The organism is Sphingomonas sp. Leaf32 (genome assembly GCF_001421765.1).
Lineage (GTDB): Bacteria > Pseudomonadota > Alphaproteobacteria > Sphingomonadales > Sphingomonadaceae > Sphingomonas.
Window position 1 is genome coordinate 60,547 of record NZ_LMLA01000013.1, and the last position, 21,737, is coordinate 82,283.

A 21,737-nucleotide genomic window follows, 5' to 3' on the forward strand; every position below is an offset into this window, starting at 1 on the left:
GAGGATTGATCCATCATCATGGTGGCAGTCCTCCCCGGCTTCACGGGATGACCGACGACTCTGTCGGCCGAAGTCGCAAGCGCCAAGTCGAAACGAACGTATCGCGCTCCAAACAAGCGCCGCTCGCCGCTTCCCTATATCGCCCTTCACCGGTAACTTCCGCATCGCCGGGGAAGGGTTTTTCCTGCGGCATCCAGTGTATGGCTGATCCGCCATAGCGGCAGATAAGGAGCGGATGGCCGAATGCATATGGCGCGCAAGGGCACGAACGCGAGCGGGATGCGGCGCTATAACGAACGACTGATCCTGTCGGCGATCCGGCGGTTGAACGGCGCGTCGAAGGCCGAACTGGCGCGGGTGACCGGGTTGTCACCGCAGGCGGTGGTGCGGATCATCGACGAACTCGACAACGACGGATTGCTGTTCCAGGCGGAAAAGCGCACCGGCGGCATGGGACAGCCGGCCACCGTCTATCGCATCAACGGCGCGCGCGGCTACACGGTCGGCGTGGAGATCGGCCGCAGTGCGATGACGATGGTGCTGCTCGATTTCGATGGGCAGCAACGGGCGACGCATTGTGACGCCAGCGCGTTCCCGACCATCGACCTCGCCGTGGAGCGGATCGACCGGTTTCTGCAGGAACAACTGCCCGCATCCTTGCGTGATCCCAGCACCTTCCTTGGCATCGGCATCGCGATGCCATGGTTTCTGGGCGAATGGCGCGACGAACTGGGCATTTCTGAGGATCAGGCCGAGGAATGGCGCCGGGGCGACGTCGCCGACCGGCTGCGCGCCGGGCTGCACTGGCCGACCTTTTTCGACAATGACGGCAATGCCGCTACACTGGCGCATCTGTTGTGCGGGGCAGGTGCCGATCTTCAGAACTATCTGCTCATCAACCTCGGTACCTTTGTCGGCGGGGGTCTGGTGATGGGCGGGCAGGTGGTGCAGGGCCGGCATGGCAATGCCGGGGCGCTGGCATCGATGCCGGTCATGGCCGCCGGCCGCCGCGATTCGCTGATCCACCATGCCTCGCTCTACGACAGGGATCGGGCGACCACGCCCGCTGAGCTGGAAGGCTGGCGACGCCGCTGCACCGAAGCACTGGCCTTTACCATTTCGGGCGCTAACAGCCTGCTCGACTTGGAGGCGGTGATCCTCGACGGATCGCTGGCGGCACAGGAACTGGCCGACATTGCGTCCGCAGTCGAACAGCAACTCGCCGACCACGCTCCGCCCGACTTTTTCGCACCCGAGCTGCGCATCGGCACGCTGGGACGACAGGCGGCGGCGATCGGCGCCGGGCTGTTGCCGCTGCACGCGCAATATTCGCCCGATCTCAGCAGCTTATTCAAACGCAACTGATCGGATCGCAGGGCAGGAAGCGACCGCCCTACGTGCCACTGCTACCGCTAACGGCAAACGATTGTCGAACAAGTACCTGAAATATAGCGAAAATCATCCTTGACCAACTAAATCACACTAGTAGATTTAGTCGCATCGACCGCGTAAAGCGGCGGGTGATGGGAGAGTGACGATGGCGACGGAATCGCAGCGTGGATGTGGGGCGGAACGCCGGTGGTGAGCGAACCGCTGCTACTCGGCGGGATAGAGGCCGGGGGCACCAAGTTCCTGTGCGCCGTTGCCGACCGCGACGGAACGATCCTGACCGAAACCCGGATCGCGACTACGAACCCGGACGAAACGCTGGGCGCGGCGACTGCCTTTTTCCGTGATGCGCAGCGTATCCATGGACGCCTGTCGGCCCTTTCGGTCGGCAGTTTCGGGCCATTGTCGCTCAATCCGCTGGCGACCGATTACGGCTACATCACCTCGACCCCGAAGCCGGGTTGGGAGAATGTCGATCTGCTTGGCCATCTGAGCCGGACGATCGATGCGCCGCTTACGCTCGACACCGACGTGAACTGCGCAGCGGTGGGCGAGCGGCTGTTCGGCAGTGGGCAGGGGCTGGACAGTTTCTGCTATGTCACGATCGGTACCGGGATCGGCGTCGGCCTGCTGATCGGTGGCGCGCCGCATGGCGGGGCGAACCACCCGGAGGCCGGGCATATCCAGGTTCCGCGCGCACCGGGGGACGAGGCTTTTGCCGGCATCTGCCCGTTCCACGGCGATTGCCTGGAAGGATTGGCCAGCGGTCCGGCGATGCGCGCCCGGTGGGGCGTGCCGGCCGAACAACTGCCCGCCGATCATCCGGCATGGGCCATCGAGGCGGACTATATTGCCGCGTTGTGCGCCACGCTGACCTATGTCATCCGCCCCGACCGGATCATCGTCGGCGGTGGGGTGATGCAGCCGCAAATGTATGGCCGGGTGCGCGCGGCGTTGGTCGCGAAGCTCGCGGGCTATGACGCCAGTATGCGCGCGATCGACATGAACGATTATATCGCCGCGCCGACAGCGGGTGCGTCGGCCGGGCTTACCGGCGCGCTGGCGCTCGCCTATCGCACCGCGACCCGTCAATGGCCGATGCACTGGCGCATGGCCGAACCCCTTCACACGAACAAGGAGACGGTCGATGCATAGCATCGCGACGCCGGGTGGCCGGCAGGATGTTGACGATGCGCGGGCGACGACCGCGATCGTGCTGAGCGCGGCCGGCGCGGCGCTGGGCGGGTTGCTGTTCGGCTTCGACACCGCCGTCATCTCCGGCGCGACGCAGGCGCTGCAGGAACGCTTCGCGCTGACCGATGCGTCGCTGGGCTTCACGGTCGCGTCGGCGCTGATCGGAACCGTCATCGGCTCGCTGGTCACCGGCGCGCCGGCGGATCGGTATGGGCGCAAAGCGATCATGCTGTCGGTCGCGATTGCCTATGTCATCTCCTCGCTTGGCACCGGACTGGCACAGAGTTGGCCGATGCTGATCGGTTTCCGGTTTCTCGGCGGCCTCGCGATCGGTGCGGCGTCGGTGGTGACCCCGATCTACATCGCCGAGGTGTCCCCGGCGAAGTTCCGGGGCCGACTGGTCGCGATGAACCAGCTCAACATCGTGCTGGGTATCCTGATCGCGTTCCTCAGCAACTATCTGATCGCGCAGGCGCTGCCGCCAGAGGCGGCGTGGCGGTGGATGTTCGGCATCGTCGCCGTGCCCTCCGCACTGTTCCTCGCCGTGACCTTTTTCCTGCCCGAAAGCCCGCGCTGGCTGGCGGTGCAGGGGGAACGGATCAAAGCGGCGCATGTCATGACTCGCCTCGGCTTCCTCGACCCGCAAGCCGAACTGGCGCGCATCGAAGCCGCCGAGCGCCGCGATGCGGGACAGGGCGATACCCGCCTGTTCCAGAGCGCGCACAGCTTTCCGGTGGCCTGCGCCATTGCCATCGCGTTGTTCAACCAGCTGTCGGGGATCAACGCGCTGCTGTATTACGCACCGCGTATCTTCGAACTGGCGGGTGCCGGTGCGGACAGCGCCCTGCTCCAGTCGATCGCCGTCGGCGGCACCAATCTGCTGTTCACCGTGGCGGCGCTGTTCTTTATCGACCGCTTCGGGCGGCGGCCACTGCTGTTCGTCGGGTCGATCGTCTGCGCCGCCGCGCTGTTGCTGGTGGGCTGGCAGCTCGAACGCGCGGTGCCGAACGGTACGCTGATCCTCGGCGGACTGCTCGCCTTCATCGCCGCCTTCGCGATCAGTCAGGGCGCGGTGATCTGGGTCTTCATCTCCGAAGTATTCCCGAGCGCCGTGCGTGGCAAGGGACAGGCGCTCGGCTCCACGACCCACTGGGTCGCGGCGGCGGCGATCACCTGGCTGTTCCCCATCGTGGCGAGCGCGGTCGGGGGCTGGGTCTTCGCGTTCTTCGGCGCGATGATGTTGCTGCAACTGTTGTGGACCGTGCGGGTGATGCCGGAGACGAACGGCGTCGCGCTGGAAGACATGAATTTGAAGGGGAAGGCGGCATGAAGCGGCTCGCGATCCTTGCCATGACCGGTCTTGCGCTGGCCACCACCGCCTCGGCCCAGCGGCCCGATCCGCGCCCGACCTTTCACTTCGCGCCTGCGCGGAACTGGATGAACGACCCCAACGGCCTCGTCTATTATGACGGCGAGTATCATCTGTTCTTCCAGTACAACCCACATGGCGACCGCTGGGGCCATATGAACTGGGGCCATGCGGTCAGCCGCGATCTGGTCCACTGGCAGGAACTGCCGATCGCGATCCCCGAAACCGCCGACGTCATGGCCTTTTCGGGCAGCGCGGTGGTCGACTGGAACAACACCACCGGCTTCGGGCGGGGCGGCAAGCCGCCGCTGGTCGCGATCTATACCGGCCATAATCCCAAGGCGAAGCTGCAGTCGCAATATGTCGCCTACAGCAACGATCACGGCCGCACCTGGACCGTCCATGGCGAGGTGCTGAGCGTCGGATCGCCCGAATTCCGCGATCCCAAGGTCTTCTGGCACGCCCCGACCAAGCGCTGGGTAATGGTCGCGGTGATGGCGCTTGAGAACCGCGCGGTGCTGTTCACCTCGCCCGACCTGAAGCAATGGACCTTCGCCAGCAGCTTCGGCCCCGCCGGTGGACGCGGCAAGAACTGGGAATGTCCCGACCTGTTCGAACTGCCGGTCGAGGGTGGCGCGCCGGGTGAGAAGCGCTGGGTGCTGGGCATCAACCTGGGCGACAATGCCGTCGGCGGAGGCTCGGGCGGGCAATATTTCGTGGGCGATTTCGACGGCAAGCGCTTCACCACCGTTCCGGGCTGGCCGGGCGAAGCGCAATGGATGGACTATGGCGCGGATTTCTATGCCGCCGTGTCGTGGAACGACCTGCCGAAGAGCGACCCCCGGCGCATCTGGATCGGCTGGGCGAACGACTGGCGCTATGCCGAGGCGATCCCGACCTGGCCGGCACGCGGGCTGATGACCGTCCCGCGCGAGGTGACGCTGAAGAGGACGCCTGCCGGCTATCGCATCGCACAGGCTCCGGTGCGCGAAGTCGCGACCCTGCACGGCACGCGGCAGGATTTCGCGGCGACGCTGGGCGAGACGCCGATCGACCTGCCGGTTGCCGGCGGTTCGGCCGACCTGACATTGGACCTCGACACCGGCACCGCCGATCAGGTGACGATCGCGCTCACTGACGAACAGGGGTACCAGACGCTGATCGGCGTCAATCCGGGCGTGGACGAGGTGTTCGTCGACCGCACCCGGTCGGGGCCGCACTTCCATGACGGCTTCGCCAACCGCCATGTCGCGCCAATCGACCTGAAGGGGAAGCGCGTGCGGTTGCGGCTGCTGGCCGACCAGTCGATCCTCGAACTGTTCATCGGCGACGGCACACGCACCATCACCGACCGTTTCTTTCGCGGGGGCGGGCAGTTGCGCTGGAGCGCCAGCGCACGCGGCGGCAACGCGAAGCTGACGATGCAGGCTTGGCCGATGGCCGGGGGGACGCGGCCATGATCGAGACGACCGCGCCGGGCTGAGCCGGCCACCACCGAACAAGACATTGCCAATAAAAAATAACGGAAATCTGGGAGGATTTATGCCGAAGACGTTGCTCGCCCTTTTGACATCGAGTGCGCTGATCCCGCTCGCCATCACCCCCGCCGCCGCGCAGGAAACGACCGCCCAATCCGAGGCGGACGCCGCGCCCGAAAATGATGGCGGGGCCGACATCATCGTCACCGGGTACCGCGCCGCGCTCGGCTCCGCGCAGGAGATCAAGCGCAATTCATCCTCGATCGTCGATGCGATCGTGTCGAACGACATCGGCAAGCTGCCCGACAACAACGCCGCCGAAGCGATCGCGCGCGTCACCGGCGTCACCGTGCAGCGCTACAACGACGAAGCCGGCGTCATCCTCGTGCGTGGCCTGCCCGACGTCGCCACCACCTTCAACGGCCGCGAATTCTTTTCGGCCGAGGACCGCGTACTGCACCTGCAGGATTTCCCGGCGGGCGTCGCGGCGGGGATCGAGGTCTATAAGTCCGGTACGTCCGACCTGATCGAACCGGGCCTTGCCGGCCTGGTCAACCTGCGCTCGCGCCGGCCGTTCGACGTAAAGGATACCGAGATCGCGGGGGAACTGCGCGGATCGTACAACGATCAGGCAAAGGCGTTCGACCCGGCGGGCAACCTGTTGCTGACGAAGCGGTGGGATACACCGATCGGTGAGATCGGCGCGCTCATCAACGTCAGCTACGTCCGCACCACCTATCGCAATGCCGATCGCTATGCCGATTCCGCCGTGATTTCGCCGCGCGGCTTCGGCGCGGACGATCCGGCCGATGATCTGAGGGTCACGACGCCGGGCGTCGGCACCGATTTCCGCTTTCCCGCCAATGCCGGCAATTTCTATGAAAAGGGCGTGCGACACCGCCCGGCGGTCAACGGCACGATCCAGTGGCGACCGACCCCGAACCTCGAGCTGTTCGCCGAAGGGCTGTGGCAGGCCTATCGTGGCGAAGTGCTGCGCGATGCGTTCAACGTCAATTTCGAACGCCGCGATGCAAACGGCGTCGCGCCGACGCTCAGCAACGTCGTGCTGGTGTCCGGCGAGCCGAACAAGGCGGCGAGCTTTACCAAGACCGGCGGCTATGTTCCCGAATTCTACCGGTCGACGCAGAACGACCGCACCGACACATGGCAGGCGGCGACCGGCTTCAAATGGACCACCGGCCGCGCGATCCTGTCGGGCGACTTCGCCTATACCAACAGCAAATATCAGGCGTCGGAATACAGCCTAGACGCGCAGCTGGCGTCGGCCCCGACGATCAATGTCGACTGGGACGTACGTGGATCGGCTGTGTTCGACCTGGGCGGCTATGCCATCGACAATCCGGCCAATACCCGCTGGCGTGGTTATTATCAGCGCGAGTTCGTGACGAAGGGCGACGGGGTACAGGGGCGGATCGACCTCGACCTCGAAACCGATTGGGGCTGGCTGCCGCGCCTGCAATTCGGGTTCCGCGCCAGCGACCGCAACGCGTCGTCGCAGAACAACAACCGCTATGCCTATACCGCCGGCCTGAATATCGCGCTCGACAGCCTGCCGACCGGTGGACTCGGCCTTATCACCGACGGCTTTCGCGGAGATCCGCAGCGGTTCCAGAACTGGCTGGCGCCGGGTCGCGACGCGATCCGCGAGAATGGCGAGGCGCTTCGGCTGCTGGCGCTGCAATCTGTCCAGCGCGCGACCGTGCTGTTTCCGTGGGACAATGGCATTCGTGAAGCGGTGACGAAGTTCGCTACCGCCGACATCCCCTACGATCCGCTGGGTGGCTTCACCGCCAGCGAAGCCAGCTATGCGACCTATGGGCAAGGCAAGTTCGACGTCGATCTGGGCGGGGTGCGGATCGACGGCACCGTCGGTGCGCGCATCGTCAATACCGACGGCACCTATCGCGGGTTCAGCCGTGTTCAGGCCGCCGACGGCACGGTCGGCGTCGTTCCCAGCGTCACGCGGCAGAATTACGTCGACGTGCTGCCCTCCGCCATCGCCCGGGTCCGCTTCTCGAACGAATGGCAGATGCGCCTGGGCTATACCCAGACCCGGACCCGGCCGGGTTTCGGGCAGCTCAACCCGTCGATCAACATCACCCGCAACAGCGTGGGGCCGGACGGCACGCCGCCGGTGTTCGACGCGACCGGCTCCGGCGGCAACCCCGACCTGCGCCCGCTGACGTCGAAGAATTACGACGCCAGCCTCGAATGGTATTTCTCGAAGAACGGATCGGCCTCGATCGCGGCCTTCTATCGCGATCTCAATGGCTTCATCGGCTATTACACGCAGGTCGTGAACGATCCGATCTATGGCCGGGTGCAGCTCAACCGTCCCGAAAATGCCGGTAATGGTCGGATCAAGGGGGTCGAGGCATCGTTGCAGACGTTCTTCGACTTCCTGCCGGGTGCGCTGTCGGGCTTCGGCGTGCAGGGCAACGTCACCTATCTCGACGGCACCAACCAGTTGCCGCAGGTGCTGGGTGAGGGGGACCGTCAGGTCGAGATCACCGGCCTGTCGAAATGGGCGTACAACCTGACCGGCTTTTATGAAAAGGCGGGCATTTCGGCCCGGCTATCCTACAACTGGCGCTCACGCCACGTCACCAGCTACAACCGCAATATCAACGAAGAGCAATATGCGGGCGAACTGGTACAGCCGATTTCGCGGCTCGACTTTTCGGCCAGCTACGACGCGTTCAGGAATATCTCGCTGGTCGCCAATGTGAGCAACATCCTGGCGCAACCGTTCAGGAACTATCGTTTCTACAACGAAACCCAGTCTTTTGGCCGCGACCTGCGGATCGAGGGGCGGTATTTCAGCCTCGGCGTCCGCTTCAAGATGTAGCGCTTTCGGCGGTGGCGCGCCCGGCCGCGCCACCGCTCCTTTGTCCTGTACCCTACCATCCGCGCGAACCGCCGGCACAGGCGACGCGCGAACCATGCCGCGCGGCCGTCCGCCGTGTGCGGAGAGGAGTTTGCCATGTCTTTGATCGTTTCACGGCGTCAGACGCTCGGCCTGATCGCGACCCTGCCCATCCTGCCTGCTTGCGGGGTATCGGGGGACGGGGGCGGGGGGCTGGTGTCCACGCCCGGTCCGACGCCGACCCCGGTTCCCACGCCGACCCCCGGCGCGACCGCCACGACCGTTAGCGGACGGCCGCGCTATCATGTCGCCGCGCCGGATGGCGGGTGGATCAACGATCCGCAGCGCCCGATCCGGATCGGCAATGGCTGGACGATGTGGGCGCTCTATAACCCTACCTGGCCGAGCGGCGGGACGGAGTGGCGGCGCTGGACCTCGACCGACCTCGTCAGCTGGACCGACCGCGGCGTGTCGATTCCCCGGAACACCACGTCGTTCGGCGATGTGTGGAGCGGCAGTGCGGTGATCGACACCAACAACACTGCCGGATTCGGTGCGGGCACGCTGATCGCGCTGGCGACGATGCCGGCCGACAATGCCGCCGGACAGAACCAGTCGACCGCGCTATGGTATTCGCGCGACGGCGGGTCGAGCTTCACGTTCCACGCGATCGTCCACCCCAATTTTCCGGGCAACAAGCCGTTTCGCGATCCGACCGTGTTCTGGCACGCGCCCACCTCGCGCTGGATCATGACCCTGTCGGAAGAGGGCAAGATCGGCTTCTATGCCTCGCCCGACCTGAAGCAATGGAACTATGCCAGCGGCTTCGTGTCGAGCTTGGTGGGCGGGGTGATGGAATGTTCGCACCTGTTCCCGCTGCATCTGTACGAAGCGAACGGGACGACGACGGTCGACAAATGGGTGTTGCTGGTCGGCGGCGACGGATCGGCCAGCGGCTTTACCGGCGGCACCTGTTACTGGGTCGGCAGTTTCGACGGGACGACGTTTGCAGCCGACAGCGCTACCGGGCAGTGGCTCGATGGCGGCGCCGATTATTATGCCGCGGTGGTCTGGCAGGATACGCAGGCCGCCGATCCGCTTGCCGCTGCTTGGACGATGGGCTGGATGAACAACTGGGCCTATGCCAACCAGCTTCCCGCACCCCATGGCTATCGCGGACAGCTGAGTATCGTTCGACAACTCCGCCTGCAACGAACCGCCGGCATCCCGCGCCTGCGCATGACGCCGATCGCGACGCAGAACGGTGCGTTCGCGCAGACCGTGACCGGGGCAGACCAGACCATCGCGGAAGGGACCAGTTACACATGGCCCGCCGGTGCCGGTATCGTGGCAGGACGGATCGACATGACGCTGACGCGTACCGGGAATGACTGGCCCGGTGGTGCCTGGCTGTCGGTAAGGGGCGGCGACGGGTATTTCACCCAAGTCGGATTTGAACTGCGCGACAACCGCATATTTCTGAAACGGGATACCAGCGGACCTGATGCGCCGGCCAGCGCCGCATGGCGTCAGAACCGCAGCGTAGCCTGTGATGCATCTGGCGGGGTTGTGAGGGTCAGCATCTTTATCGATGCCGGGTCGATCGAGGTTTTCGTCAACGATGGCGAGGCTGTCTTGTCCGAAATCATCCTGGCGCCCCCCAATGCGATGGGCTTGGATTTCTCCGCTAACGGTGGTTCGCTTAGAGTCTCGGACGTCGTAATCCGCAAATTTGTATAGATGCTGGCGAAGACACTTGGGATGCAAAGCCTGTCCATCTTATGATTGGGCGCCATGTTCGTCGGCAACGATCAAGTGTGGTCGGTCGCTTATCCGAACCGGGCAAGATCGAACGGCGACAGGTCGAACGCCGGTGCCTCGCCGTACAGTTCCGCAGCCAATGCTTCGCCGGTCGTCGCGGCCAACGTCAGTCCGAGATGCTGGTGTCCGAAGGCATAGGCGACAGGCCCTCGTCGTCCGATCGCGGGCAGATAGTCGGGAAGCGTCGGCCGGGCGCCCATCCATTTCTCGATCGGGTCGTGGAGGGGCAGGCCCAGCGCGGCGACATGGCTCGACAGCCGATCCCACTTCCGCGGGTCGGGTGGAGTGTCGGTGCGTGCGAATTCGACGATGCTGGCCGCGCGCAGCCGATCGGCGAAGCGGGTGACGATCATCGATCGATCCTCGAACACCACCGGCGGCTGATCGGCGGGCCAGTCGCCAGGATCGCCCTCGATATGATAGCCGCGTTCGGCGATCAGCGGTGCGGTCATCCCGGCCGATGCGGCAAGCGCCCCCGATGCCGCGCCGGCGGCGATCACCGCTACATCGGCGTCGAGCGGTCCGCCTTGGGTCAGCGTTACGTGCGCATGACCCTCGCGCGTCACGATCGACCGGGCGAGGTCGTGCACGACCTTCCCTCCGGCCGCGACGAACCGCGCGACAAGTGCCTCTCCCAGCGCGCCGGTATCGGTGATCTGGCCGCTGCCGAGGAAGCGGATCGCGCCCGCGATCGGCCGGTCGGTCAGGGTCGCGAGTTGCGCGAGTTCGTCGGGCGTCGCGTCGCGCACTGTTGCCGTGCCGATGTCCGCCGCCATCCATACCGCGCGACCCAATGCCGCGGTCTTCGGCGTTTCCCACACGACGAAATGCCCGTCGATGCGCAACAGTCCCGGCGAGCCGGCATCCTCCAGCACGCGCTGCCATGCCGGGATCGCGGTTGCCAGCATTGCCGCCAAGGCCGCCTTGCCCCGCCGGAACCGTGTCGGCCGGGCGGCGCCCAGCAGCCGCAGCGAAAAGGGCAACCAAGCCGCGATCGCCCCCAGCGGAAGCGCCACCGCCCCGCCGCGCGAAAACAGCCGGCCCAGGATGCTCGCCACGGTCGCCAGCGACGCCAGCGGCGCTACCTGTTCGACCGCGATATGGCCGGCATTGCCCCAGGAGGCGCCCCGCCAGGGGGCGTCGGGTGCCACCATCGTCACCTGCGTCCCCCGTCGTTGCAGCGCCAGCGCGACGTTCAGGCCGACGACGCCATTGCCGATGACGATGGCGGTCCGGGGCGCGTCGACGGTCACGCGCGCGCCCGCACCAGACTGCGCGCCCGGCCATAGCCGAGATAGAACACCACCCCGACCACGTTCCACAGCCCGAACCGGACCAGGGTATGCGTCGGCAGGCTGACGAGCAGGTAGATGCATCCGAGGATCGCCAGCGTGCCCACTACGAACGGCGCGGGGCAGCGGAACACGCGCGGCATGTCGGGCGCCCGCTTGCGCAGCACCATCATGCAGGCCGCGACCGCGATGAAGGCCAGCAGCGTCCCGGCATTGGCCAGTTCGGCGATCTCGTCGAGGCGGAAGAACCCCGCCACCGCCGCCACGAACACGCCCGTAACCATCGTCACCAACGCGGGCGACCCGGTCCGCGCCGACACCCGGCTCAACGATCGCGGCAGTAGCCCGTCGCGCGACATGACGAAGAAGATGCGGCTCTGCCCGTACATCATCACCAGGATGACCGAGGGCAGGGCGATCAACGCCGCCAGCCCGATCGCCCATGCCGCGAAGGGATACTGCAAGGTCCGCAGCACATAGGCCAGCGGCTCGGCGGACTGGCCAAGGTCGATATAGCTGACCGCCCCGATCGCCGCGACCGCGACGCCCATGTAGATCGCGGTGCACGCCGCCATCGACCCGAGGATGCCGATCGTCAGGTCGCGCCCCGGATTGCGCGCTTCCTCCGCCGAAGTCGCGACCGCATCGAAGCCGTAAAAGGCGAAGAACACGATCGCCGCCGCCGCCATCACCCCGCGCGTTGCGCCATGTTCGACATGGCTGCCGAAGCCGTATGGCATGAACGGTTCGAAATTGGCGCCGTTGAACGCGGGCAGTGCGACGACGACGAATACGGCGAGCGCGACCATCTTGATCGCGACCAGCACGATGTTGAACGTCGCGCTCTCCTTCGTCCCCGCCACCAGCATCGCGGCGATGCCCAGCGCCACCAGCACCGCCGGCAGGTTCACGATTCCCCCGCCATGCGGCCCCGACAGCAGCAGCGCGGGCAGATGCACGCCCGCGCTTTCCAGCCATCCGACCAGATAGGCCGACCACCCGACCGCGACGGTCGAACACGCCAGCGAATATTCGAGGATCAGGCTCCACCCGACGATCCAGGCGACGCTCTCTCCGATCACCGAATAGGTATAGGTATATGCGCTACCCGCGGTCGGGATCAGCGTCGCCATTTCGGCATAGGCCAGCGCGGCGCACGCGCACACCGCGCCTGCGATCGCGAACGACAGGATGACCGCCGGCCCGGCGCGATCCGCGCCGACGCCGGTCAGCGTATAGATGCCGGTGCCGACGATCGCGCCGATTCCCAGCGCGATCAGATGCGGCCAGCTGAGCGTCTTGCGCAAGCGGCGATCCGGCTCCGCATCGCCTACGTCGAGGGGCTTCAACGGCCCCAGAATTCCTCGTGCCATGTGCCCCTCCCGTTTGTTGTTATTCGACCGTCATACCACCGTGAAGCCGGCGAAGAACGGGTCCTCACGATCGATCCAGATCGTGTTGAAGCCGGTCGCGATCGCCGATCCCTCGATCGCCGGCACGATCGCCGGCTGATCGCCGATCCTCGTCTCCGCCTCGACCCGCCCGATGAAGCGGCTGCCGATATAGCTTTCATGCACGAACCGGTCGCCGACCGACAGCCGCCCGGTCGCCGTCAGATGGGCGAGGCGGGCCGAAGTGCCGGTGCCGCACGGACTGCGATCGATCGCGCGTTCGCCGTAGAAGACCGCGTTGCGCCCGTCCGCGCCCTCGCCCCTGGGCTTGTCGGCCCACAGCACATGGCTGACGCCGCGGATCGTCGGCTCTTGGGGGTGCACCGGTTCATAGACCGCGCGCACCTGCTCGCGGATCGTCCGACTGAGTTCGATGATCCGCGCCGCGCCCAGATCGTCCAGCCCGGTATAGGCCCCCTGCGGTTCGACGATCGCGTAATAATTGCCGCCATAGGCGACATCGATCGACAGCGGACCGAAGCCCGGCACGTCGATCCGAATGCCCTGCGCCGCCAGATAGGCGGGGACGTTGCGGATCTTCACCGACCGGACGCGGTTGCCGTCCGCGACATAATCGATGTCGATCACTCCGGCGGGCACCTCGACGCGCAGCCGTCCCGGCTCGCGCGGGGTGATGAGGCCGTTTTCCAGGGCGAAGGTTATCATCCCGATCGTGCCGTGCCCGCACATCGGCAGGCAGCCCGACGTCTCGATGAACAGGATCGCCGCATCCGCATCGCCGCACGGCGGGTACAGGAACCCGCCCGACATCATGTCGTGCCCGCGCGGCTCGAAGCACAATCCGGTGCGGATCCAGTCGAAGCGCGCGAGGAAATCCTGCCGCCGCTCCGCCATGCTGGACCCCCGCAACAGCGGCGCACCCCCGGTCACCAGGCGGACGGGATTGCCCGCCGTATGGCCGTCGATGCAGAAGAAGGTGTGCCGCATCAGGCGGCGGCAGCCGAGAGCGACGCTTCCTTCAGCACCGGCCGCGTCGCCGCGCATTTCTCGACCATGGCGATCACCTCGGCACGCCGCGCGCCTTCCAGCGGCAGGCGGGGCAGGCGGACGCGTTCCGACCCGCGACCCATGATCTCCTCGGCCAGCTTGATCGACTGCACCAGGTCATGCTCGGCATCGAGATGGAGGAGCGGCATGAACCAGCGATAGATACGGCGCGCCTCTTCCCAGTCGCCGCGATAGACGGCGGCGATCAGCGCGACCGATTCCTGCGGGAAGGCGCTGGTCAGGCCCGAAACCCAACCACTCGCGCCCAGCAACATGCCCTCCAGCGCGACATCGTCCAGACCCGCCATCACGATATAGCGGTCGCCGAAGCGGTTGATGACGTCGGTGAAGCGGCGCGGATCTGGTGCGCTTTCCTTGACCGCGACGATGTTCTTGACCGGTGCGAGCAGGTCGAGCGTCGCGAAATCCACCGACACGCGGTACGCGGGCGGATTGTTGTACAGCATGATCGGCAGGCCGGTCGCTTCCGCGACGGTGCGGAAATGCGTCGCCAGTTCGTTCGGGGTGGGCACATAGACCATCGCCGGCAGCAGCATCAGCGCGTCGACGCCGATGTCCTCGACCTCCTTCGCGAACGCCGCCGCGCGATGCGTCGTGAACTCCGACACGCCGCAGACCAGCGGCACGCGCCCGCCGACCGCTTCGACACCGGCGCGCAGCACCGCGTGCTTTTCCGTGACGTCGAGTGAGTTGTTCTCACCGCAGGTGCCGAGCAGGATCAGCCCGTCGACGCCGTCCTCGACCAATGCGACCAGCCCACGCTGCGTCGCGTCGATGTCGACCGAACCATCCGCCGCAAACTGCGTCGTCGCTGCGGGATATACCCCCGTCCACATGCTCGAACTCATATTCCAACCATTCTCCAATAGAGCCATTATCGTATACGATATAAACTAATTGTTGCAAATGAAATCTGTCGCGTCGCGCGGGTGATCCGACTGCCGCAAATCCTTCAGCGTGACGCCGCTTCCGCCGCGCCTGCGCGCTTCCTGCAATAGCCAGGTGATCGTGTCGCACGCATCGGCGTATGCCAGGCCGCGCGGCGGTCGGATGTTCGACACGCAGTTGCGTTCGCTGTCGCGGCGGCCGGTCACTGGCGCCCAGGTGAGATAGGCACCGAGGCTGTCAGGCGCGCTGAGGCCGGGCCGCTCGCCGATCAGCACCAGCACGATTGCGGCGCCCAGCGCTTCGCCGATCGCATCGCCCAGTGCGACCCGTGCCTGTCGCGCGATCACCGGCTCGGCGATCCGCCAGTCGGACAGCGCCGCCATCACCCCGTTGGCGACCGCTGCACCGTGTGCGTGCAGCGCGGCGGCGGACAGCCCGTCGGCCAGCACGATCGCGAGGTCGCATCCCGATCCACGCCGCGCAGTCAGTTCTGCCAATGGGACGGGCGCGAGGCTGCGGCCGAGGTCGGGGCGGGTGAGATAGGTCGGGCGATCGGCGGCGTTGCTGTCCACTACTACCGCCGGTCGCGACAGGGCGGCGGCGACCGCGGCGACATCCAGCGGGGTATGCACCGCGTCGCGCGCGCGGGCATGGTCGAGCTGGAACGCGAGCATCGGCGCGGTCGCCATCCCCCTTCCAGCCCGGCCCAGTCCGATCCGCGCCTGCGTGCGATAAGGGGACTGCGGGACCGGAGGACCCGGCGGCTGATCGTTGCTCATGGCTGTCCAGCACCGTCGAACGCCGACAGCAGCGGCAGATGCGCCGCACCCTGCGCCAGTGTCGCGCATGTCGGTGCTCCGCCCGGTTCGGCCAGCCCCATCGCGCGCAGCCAAGCGGCAAACTCCGGCGCAGGCCCCAGACCGAGCAGGTTTCGTGCGTACAGGGCGTCGTGAAAGCTGGTCGACTGGTAGTTCAGCATCACATCGTCCGATCCGGGAACGCCCATCACGAAATTGACCCCGGCCACGCCCAGCAGCGTCAGCAGCGTGTCCATATCGTCCTGATCCGCCTCGGCATGGTTGGTGTGGCACACGTCCACCCCCATCGGCAGTCCCATCAGCTTGCCGCAGAAATGATCCTCCAGTCCGGCGCGGACGATCTGCTTGCCATCGTAGAGATATTCCGGCCCGATGAAACCGACGACGCTGTTGATCAGGAACGGATCGAACGCCCGCGCGACAGCATAGGCGCGTGCCTCCATCGTCTGTTGATCGACGCCGTGATGGGCGTTCGCCGACAGCGCCGATCCCTGTCCCGTCTCGAAATACATCACCTGCTGCCCGATGCTTCCCCGGTTCAGCGACCGGGCGGCGTCGTGCCCCTCGGCCAGCAGGGCCAAGGTGATGCCGAACCCGGCATTCGCCGCCTCGGACCCGGCGATCGACTGGAACAGCAGGTCGACGGGCGCGCCGCGTTCGATCGCGTCGATGCCGGTCGTGATGTGCGACAGGACGCAGCTCTGCGTCGGAATGACATAGCGTTCGCGCACCGCGTCGATCAGGTGGAGCAGCTCGGCCATGCCCGCCGGATCGTCGCGCGCCGGATTGATGCCGATCATCGCGTCGCCACAGCCGAGCAGCAGCCCGTCGAGGATCGCCGCCGCGATACCGCTGGGATCGTCGGTCGGGTGGTTCGGCTGCAGCCGCACGCCCAGCGTTCCCCGCTCGCCCAGTGTGTTGCGGAACCGGCTGACGACGCGAATTTTCGCGGCGATGGCGATCAGGTCCTGATTGCGACACAGCTTCGATACCGCCGCCGCCATTTCCGGCGTGATGCCCGGCGACACCGCCAGGATGGCCGCGCCGTCGGTCTCGTCGGCGAGCAGCCATTCGCGAAACCCGCCGACGCTCAGGTGCCGGACAGGCGCGAATGCCGCCGCATCGTGCCGATCGACGATCAGCCGCGTAACCTCGTCTGCTTCATAGGGGATGACGGCATCGGTCAGGAAGGTGGACAGCGCCATGTCGGCCAGCACATACCGCGCCGCAACCCGCTCCGTCGCATCGCGCGCCGCGATGCCGGCCAGTACGTCGCCCGACCGGAACGGCGACGCCGCTGCCAGCAATTCGCGCAGCCCGGCGAAACGGTAGCGCGTACCCAGCAGGTCGATGGCGAGGGTCATCGGCCGATCGAGGTCAGGAAATCGATCAGCACGGCGAAATATGCCTCCGGTTCCTCGTAGAACGGCATGTGCGAGCTGTTCGGAAATACGTGGATGCGCGAATTCGGCAGCGCCCGGTGCATCCGTTCCGAACAGGCCGGGGTCAGTTCGTCATACACTCCGGTCAGCACCAGCGCGGGGGCGGCGATCCGGCCCATTGCGGGGATGCGGTTCCAGTCGGTCATGTTGCCGGTAAAGGTGAACTCGTTGGGTCCCTGCATCGTGTGATACGGGTCGGTATTCCAGTCGGCCAGCGCCGTGGTCAGCGGTTCGGGCCAGGTCTTGAGACGACAGACGTGGCGATAGTTCAGGATGGTGATCGCCGCCTGATATTCGGGATGGTCCATCGTCCCCGCCGCTTCGTGCGCGGCCATCATCGTCACCGTTTCGGCACCCAGCCCCAGCTTCAGTCGCTTCAATTCCTCGACCAGATGCGGAATGTCGCACGCGCCATCGGCCAGGATCAGGCTGGCGACGCGATCGGGATGGGTCAGGGCATATTCGGTGCCGAGCCACGTACCCCAGCTATGGCCGAGGAAATGGACCCGATCGATCCCGAACGCCGCGCGAACCTCATCCGCCTCCGCCACGTAGCGCGCCAGCGTCCACAGCGCCGGATCGGTCGGCCGGTCGGATGCGCCGCAACCGAGCTGATCCCAGGTGACGACGCGGAATCCGGCATCGACCAGCCGGGCGTGCGGCGACCGCAGATACAGGCTGGGCAGGCCTGGCCCGCCATTGGCGAGCATCATCGTCTCCGGCCCGTCGCCATATCGGTAACCGGTGACGCGGTGGCCGCTCGACAGGAGGATGTCGACGATCTCGGGTTCAGCGGACATGCACGGTCACTCCGGGGAAAGGACGGGCGCGGGCAGGGGAGGGATCGTCATCGCCCGCCGCCTTGCCCGCCAGAACAGCACGACCGGCAGCAGCAGCCCGCAGGCGAGCAGCGACGCACCGGCATCGGTCGCCAGCATCGCGTGCAACCCGCCCCGGTCATAGGCCTGCCCGTCCAGCGCCTGCATATAGGCGATCGGCAGGCAGGTCGCTGCCTGTAGGAACGCGAACTGCGTGGCGGCCAGCGGATTATCCTCGCCGATGCTGCGGAACACGATGGTGCTTTCGACCGCGAACGCCGCCGCCTGGAACACGTTCTGCCCGAACAGCGCGAGTGCGAACACCGCCGGGACATGGGGCAGGACCGACAACGACAGGGTGAAGCACGCGCCGGTCACGCCGATCGCGAGATAGATGAACAGCGGTTCGATCCGCCGCACCAGCGCCGGCACGAACAACGTGCCGATGATCGCCGATCCGGTGACGCCGATCCCGGCCACGACCGATACGAAGCGTTCCGACGCACCGAACTCGCCGCCCAACCCGCCCAGGCTGTTGGTCAGCGCAAAGGAGGCGGCGGGCAGGCAGAACAGGAACAGCGTACGCCGGACGACGGGGCGACGGATCAGCACGCCCAGTTCGTGCAGCAGCGTCGCATAGCTCTCGCGAGCGCTCCGCCGATCGCCCTTGGGGGCCGGAATCCACGCCAGCAACACCATCGGCAGCGCGATGAACGCGGCGCAGGCCAACGGGCCGATCGTCTCCGGCAGACCCCGCAGCAACGTCATGAACAGGATCGCACCGATGCCGAACCCGCCGACGTTTCCAACGGTAAACCCCGCCGCGAGCCGCCCTTCCTGACCGGCCGGGACGATCGTCCCCAACCATCCACCCAAGGCGTTGTAATAGAGATTGGCCGCCAGGAACCCCGTCACCAGCAGCGGGGTCAGGCGTCCGATCGAATCGAGATTGCGCATCACGGCAAAGGCGATGCCGGCTGCCAGCAAGCCGAACACGATGGCATAGGCCCGGCGGCTGAACCGCACGTCGAGGATCGGCGCGATCAGGAACCCGCAAAAGGTCGGCATCAGCGCCAGCGCGGTGATCGACGCGATCGTCACCTGCGGCACGCCCCGCGCCGCCAGCAATTGCGGCACGGTCATCAGGCATAGCGCGCCATAGGCCCCGAAGGTCAGGTTCGCGAGGCCCATCACGGCTACCGGCAGCGTGCGACGGCCGGTCATCGGGCACCCGCCGACGTGGTTGGCACGATCGCCGGCGCTGGCGTGGGCACCAGGGTGGACGGTACCGGCGGCGCGAATGGCGGCGGTGCCTCGTCCAGCAGGTTGCGGACGAAGTAATCGCGCATCTTGCGCCAGTAGAAGGGGCGGTTCGGCCGATGCGAGCTGTTGGGTAGGATCAGCAGGTCGACGTCGCGCCCCGCCTGGATCAGCGCATCGGCCAGCCGCATCGTTTCGGTTACCGGCACATTGTCGTCGATGTCGCCATGGCCCAGCAACAGCTTGCCACGCAAATTGCCGACCACCGACAGGTTGGAATTGCGGTCCCAGGTGGCGGCATCGGCATAGCCCATCGACACTTCGGGCCACCATGCCTTGTCCAGCCGCAGTTCGTGGTTGCCCGCCCATGCGACCGCGACCTTGTAGAATTCGGGGCGGCGCAGCACGAACCGGGCGGCGTCATAGCCACCGGCCGATCCGCCATACACCCCGACCCGGTTCACATCCATATACGGGTACCGGACCGCCATCTGGCGGATCAGCGCGATGTGGTCGTCCAGCCCGACCTCGCCCAGATTGCGATAGGCGGGCAGGCGGAATGCCTGCCCCCGCCGCGACGTACCGGTGCCGTCGATCGACACGACGATCGCGCCGACCTGGGCCAGCGAGGATTGCCGTGCCGCGACCGATCCGCGCCATGTCGTCGGGACCTGCGTCGTGGTCGGGCCGGTATAGACCTCCTCGATCACCGGATAGGACCGCGCCGGATCGAAGCCGATCGGCCGCCAGATCATGCCGTAGATCGGCGTGCGTCCGTCCGCCGCCACGCCCCGGAACGGTTCGGGCGGAACGAAACCGGTGGCACGCAGCGGGCCGTCGTCGGCACGCGCCAATTCGGCAACGATCCGGCCATCCCATGCGTCGCGCAGCACCGTCCGCGTCGGCATCGCCGGGCTGGACATCGCATCGACCAGCCATTTGCCGTCCTGTGACACGCTCATGTCATGGTCGACCGGTTCGGGGGTCAGCAATATCGGCGGAGTCGCGCCATCGCTGCCGACGCGGTAAGCGGCGCGGTAATAGGGATTGCGATCCTTCTCGCGTCCGACACCGGTCAACAGGATGCTGTGGCGGGCCGGATCGACATGATCGATGCCGATGACTTCCCATGCGCCGCTCGTCAGCGGGGTGCCGCCATCGGGATCGTCGGCCTTGACCAGATACAGCTGCGCCCATCCGCTGCGCTCGGACACGTTCAGCACCCCACCCAGTTCGGGGGCGGCGCGAAAGAAGCTGCTGGTCACCGTCACCAGCGGACGCACCGCTTCGCGCGCGATCATCTGCGCCGCGCCGGTGTCGGGATCGGCGCGATAGACGATGACCTGACCATAGCCGCGCTCGGTCCATGCCATTTGCGGCTTGCCGTCGTGCCACCCCATGTCGGGCGGCATCGGGTACAGGATCGATTCGGACGGGATCGCCAGCGGGACCAGTTGCGCCCGGCGGCGTTTGAGCGCGCGTTCGACATCAACGACGAACCGCGTCGCCTGCGGCAGCTTCTCGGCACCGGCCAGCGGATAGACGTATTGGAACGACCGGGGATAGAAGCTGCCCGGCGGGTTTTCCTGTGTGATGCTGAGCTTCTTCACGTCGCGCGTGTCGAGCCGCCACGTGATGATCCGGCGGCTGTCGGGCGACCAGACGACCGACACCGGCATGACCGGGTCTTCGGTCCCGGCCTTCAATATGTCGGCCAGTTGCGGGATGCTGCGCCCATAGGGCTGTTCGCGGGTGCCGTCGGTGGTCAGCGCGACGGTGCGGCCGCTTTTGCGGTCGCGGGCGAACAGGTTGAAATCGCGCGCGATGATTTCGAACCGGCCATCGGGCGACACCGCGCCCTCACCATCGGGCGTGCCGGCCGGCGCTTCGCTCAGCACGCCGGCAGCCGACAACTGCCAGCGTTTGTCGAACGCATCGAACGCCAGCGCGCCGGTGGTGGCGTCGAACACCGGATTTTCGACTGACAGCTTGTCGGCATCTACCGGCTTGGCCATCGCGACGGTCAGCAGCCGGACCATGCCCGGTTCGTCGGTCAATGCCCGGACGGTCCCGCTCGACAGGTCGCGCTGTTGCAGGGTCCGGCGCCCCGGAATGCCGGTCCAGTAGAGCAGGAAGCGGCTGTCGTCGGTGAAGGTGGCGCGTACGTCGGCATCGGCCAGCAGCGGGGCGATCGCCGGAAACTGGAATCGATCCGCCCGCGCATAGCGTTCGGCGATCGAGGGTTGCGGCCGCACGGGCTGTGGCGTGGAGACCGGTACCGGCTTCGGGGCAGTTTTTTCGTGTGCGAATGCCGGCACGGCGGCTGCCAGCATCAACCCGCTTCCAGCCAGCCCGCGCAGCGCGGTGCAGCGTAAGGCACGCGCAACGCACCGAAATTTACGGTCGTTCATCCTGTCCATTCCCACGTCCCCCGCCAACGGCTCGGTTTCTTGCGCCATGCCATCGGCCATCCATCGATTGTTGCGTTGCAATAAACGAAGTTGACACGATCGCCAATCTGTATTTTGTATACCGGATAATTACAGGGGGACGACATGGGTAGGTTGGCGACGATCCGGATTGCATTGTTGTTGGGTGGGG

The 21,737-nt window shown here is 66.3% G+C and carries 15 protein-coding genes; 6 read left to right on the top strand and 9 right to left on the bottom strand.

Going from position 1 to position 21,737, the window contains the following annotated elements:
- Positions 1–243: 243 nt before the first annotated feature.
- The 6 genes from ASE83_RS16985 to ASE83_RS17010 all read left to right on the top strand — a co-directional run bounded on the left by ASE83_RS16985 (position 244) and on the right by ASE83_RS17010 (position 10,057).
- Positions 244–1,365 carry an ROK family transcriptional regulator gene (locus ASE83_RS16985; RefSeq protein ID WP_235513036.1) on the top strand — a complete coding sequence of 374 codons (1,122 nt, stop codon included), beginning with the start codon at positions 244–246 and terminating at the stop codon, positions 1,363–1,365.
- A 216-nt stretch (positions 1,366–1,581) separates the two neighbouring features.
- Positions 1,582–2,544 carry an ROK family protein gene (locus ASE83_RS16990; RefSeq protein ID WP_055793370.1) on the top strand — a complete coding sequence of 321 codons (963 nt, stop codon included), beginning with the start codon at positions 1,582–1,584 and terminating at the stop codon, positions 2,542–2,544.
- Positions 2,537–3,913, top strand: a complete 1,377-nt coding sequence (locus ASE83_RS16995) for a sugar porter family MFS transporter (RefSeq protein WP_200921922.1) — start codon at positions 2,537–2,539, stop codon at positions 3,911–3,913. Before ASE83_RS16990 ends, ASE83_RS16995 begins: the two co-directional genes overlap by 8 nt.
- Positions 3,910–5,412 (top strand): glycoside hydrolase family 32 protein, encoded by a 1,503-nt coding sequence (locus ASE83_RS17000; protein ID WP_055793215.1) that lies wholly within the window; start codon positions 3,910–3,912, stop codon positions 5,410–5,412. The genes ASE83_RS16995 and ASE83_RS17000 overlap by 4 nt, the downstream gene beginning before the upstream one ends.
- An 82-nt stretch (positions 5,413–5,494) precedes the next feature.
- Positions 5,495–8,299: a TonB-dependent receptor gene (locus tag ASE83_RS17005; protein WP_055793219.1), complete on the top strand. Its 2,805-nt coding sequence runs from the start codon at positions 5,495–5,497 to the stop codon at positions 8,297–8,299.
- 135 nt (positions 8,300–8,434) lie between these two features.
- Positions 8,435–10,057: a glycoside hydrolase family 32 protein gene (locus tag ASE83_RS17010; protein ID WP_055793223.1), complete on the top strand. Its 1,623-nt coding sequence runs from the start codon at positions 8,435–8,437 to the stop codon at positions 10,055–10,057.
- Between the two features lie 89 nt (positions 10,058–10,146).
- Here the strand turns inward: ASE83_RS17010 and ASE83_RS17015 are convergent, their stop codons facing one another.
- Genes ASE83_RS17015 through ASE83_RS17055 form a run of 9 tightly spaced genes read right to left on the bottom strand, consistent with a single transcriptional unit; the run spans position 10,147 to position 21,547 of the window.
- Positions 10,147–11,391 carry an NAD(P)/FAD-dependent oxidoreductase gene (locus ASE83_RS17015; RefSeq protein ID WP_055793227.1) on the bottom strand — a complete coding sequence of 415 codons (1,245 nt, stop codon included), beginning with the start codon at positions 11,389–11,391 and terminating at the stop codon, positions 10,147–10,149.
- Positions 11,388–12,803 carry an amino acid permease gene (locus tag ASE83_RS17020; protein WP_055793231.1) on the bottom strand — a complete coding sequence of 472 codons (1,416 nt, stop codon included), beginning with the start codon at positions 12,801–12,803 and terminating at the stop codon, positions 11,388–11,390. The genes ASE83_RS17015 and ASE83_RS17020 overlap by 4 nt, the downstream gene beginning before the upstream one ends.
- 30 nt (positions 12,804–12,833) lie before the next feature.
- The gene (locus ASE83_RS17025; protein ID WP_055793376.1) at positions 12,834–13,829 is read right to left on the bottom strand and encodes a 4-hydroxyproline epimerase; all 996 of its coding nucleotides are present in this window, start codon (positions 13,827–13,829) and stop codon (positions 12,834–12,836) included.
- A complete protein-coding gene (locus ASE83_RS17030) occupies positions 13,829–14,746 on the bottom strand; it encodes a dihydrodipicolinate synthase family protein (protein WP_235513037.1) in 918 nt (305 codons plus the stop codon). The genes ASE83_RS17025 and ASE83_RS17030 overlap by 1 nt, the downstream gene beginning before the upstream one ends.
- A 57-nt stretch (positions 14,747–14,803) precedes the next feature.
- Complete coding sequence (gene eutC / locus ASE83_RS17035; protein ID WP_327196423.1) at positions 14,804–15,646, bottom strand: ethanolamine ammonia-lyase subunit EutC; 843 nt, start codon at positions 15,644–15,646, stop codon at positions 14,804–14,806.
- Positions 15,574–16,980 (bottom strand): ethanolamine ammonia-lyase subunit EutB, encoded by a 1,407-nt coding sequence (locus ASE83_RS17040; protein ID WP_055793240.1) that lies wholly within the window; start codon positions 16,978–16,980, stop codon positions 15,574–15,576. The genes eutC and ASE83_RS17040 overlap by 73 nt, the downstream gene beginning before the upstream one ends.
- Positions 16,977–17,858: a proline iminopeptidase-family hydrolase gene (locus ASE83_RS17045; protein WP_055793243.1), complete on the bottom strand. Its 882-nt coding sequence runs from the start codon at positions 17,856–17,858 to the stop codon at positions 16,977–16,979. Before ASE83_RS17045 ends, ASE83_RS17040 begins: the two co-directional genes overlap by 4 nt.
- Positions 17,859–17,864: 6 nt before the next feature.
- The gene (locus tag ASE83_RS17050; protein WP_055793246.1) at positions 17,865–19,100 is read right to left on the bottom strand and encodes an MFS transporter; all 1,236 of its coding nucleotides are present in this window, start codon (positions 19,098–19,100) and stop codon (positions 17,865–17,867) included.
- Positions 19,097–21,547 carry a S9 family peptidase gene (locus ASE83_RS17055; protein WP_162236589.1) on the bottom strand — a complete coding sequence of 817 codons (2,451 nt, stop codon included), beginning with the start codon at positions 21,545–21,547 and terminating at the stop codon, positions 19,097–19,099. Before ASE83_RS17055 ends, ASE83_RS17050 begins: the two co-directional genes overlap by 4 nt.
- Positions 21,548–21,737: the final 190 nt, after the last annotated feature.

What these genes read in the sequence shown, in the direction of transcription:
- ASE83_RS17025 (WP_055793376.1), bottom strand. Translation starts at nt 13,829, where the DNA reads ATGCGGCACACCTTCTTCTGCATCGACGGCCATACGGCGGGCAATCCC.
- ASE83_RS17020 (WP_055793231.1), bottom strand. Translation starts at nt 12,803, where the DNA reads ATGGCACGAGGAATTCTGGGGCCGTTGAAGCCCCTCGACGTAGGCGAT.
- ASE83_RS16985 (WP_235513036.1), top strand. Translation starts at nt 244, where the DNA reads ATGCATATGGCGCGCAAGGGCACGAACGCGAGCGGGATGCGGCGCTAT.
- ASE83_RS17010 (WP_055793223.1), top strand. Translation starts at nt 8,435, where the DNA reads ATGTCTTTGATCGTTTCACGGCGTCAGACGCTCGGCCTGATCGCGACC.
- ASE83_RS17005 (WP_055793219.1), top strand. Translation starts at nt 5,495, where the DNA reads ATGCCGAAGACGTTGCTCGCCCTTTTGACATCGAGTGCGCTGATCCCG.
- ASE83_RS17040 (WP_055793240.1), bottom strand. Translation starts at nt 16,980, where the DNA reads ATGACCCTCGCCATCGACCTGCTGGGTACGCGCTACCGTTTCGCCGGG.
- ASE83_RS17055 (WP_162236589.1), bottom strand. Translation starts at nt 21,547, where the DNA reads ATGAACGACCGTAAATTTCGGTGCGTTGCGCGTGCCTTACGCTGCACC.
- ASE83_RS17050 (WP_055793246.1), bottom strand. Translation starts at nt 19,100, where the DNA reads ATGACCGGCCGTCGCACGCTGCCGGTAGCCGTGATGGGCCTCGCGAAC.
- ASE83_RS17030 (WP_235513037.1), bottom strand. Translation starts at nt 14,746, where the DNA reads ATGTGGACGGGGGTATATCCCGCAGCGACGACGCAGTTTGCGGCGGAT.
- ASE83_RS17045 (WP_055793243.1), bottom strand. Translation starts at nt 17,858, where the DNA reads ATGTCCGCTGAACCCGAGATCGTCGACATCCTCCTGTCGAGCGGCCAC.
- eutC (WP_327196423.1), bottom strand. Translation starts at nt 15,646, where the DNA reads ATGCGCGACACTGGCGCAGGGTGCGGCGCATCTGCCGCTGCTGTCGGC.
- ASE83_RS16995 (WP_200921922.1), top strand. Translation starts at nt 2,537, where the DNA reads ATGCATAGCATCGCGACGCCGGGTGGCCGGCAGGATGTTGACGATGCG.
- ASE83_RS17000 (WP_055793215.1), top strand. Translation starts at nt 3,910, where the DNA reads ATGAAGCGGCTCGCGATCCTTGCCATGACCGGTCTTGCGCTGGCCACC.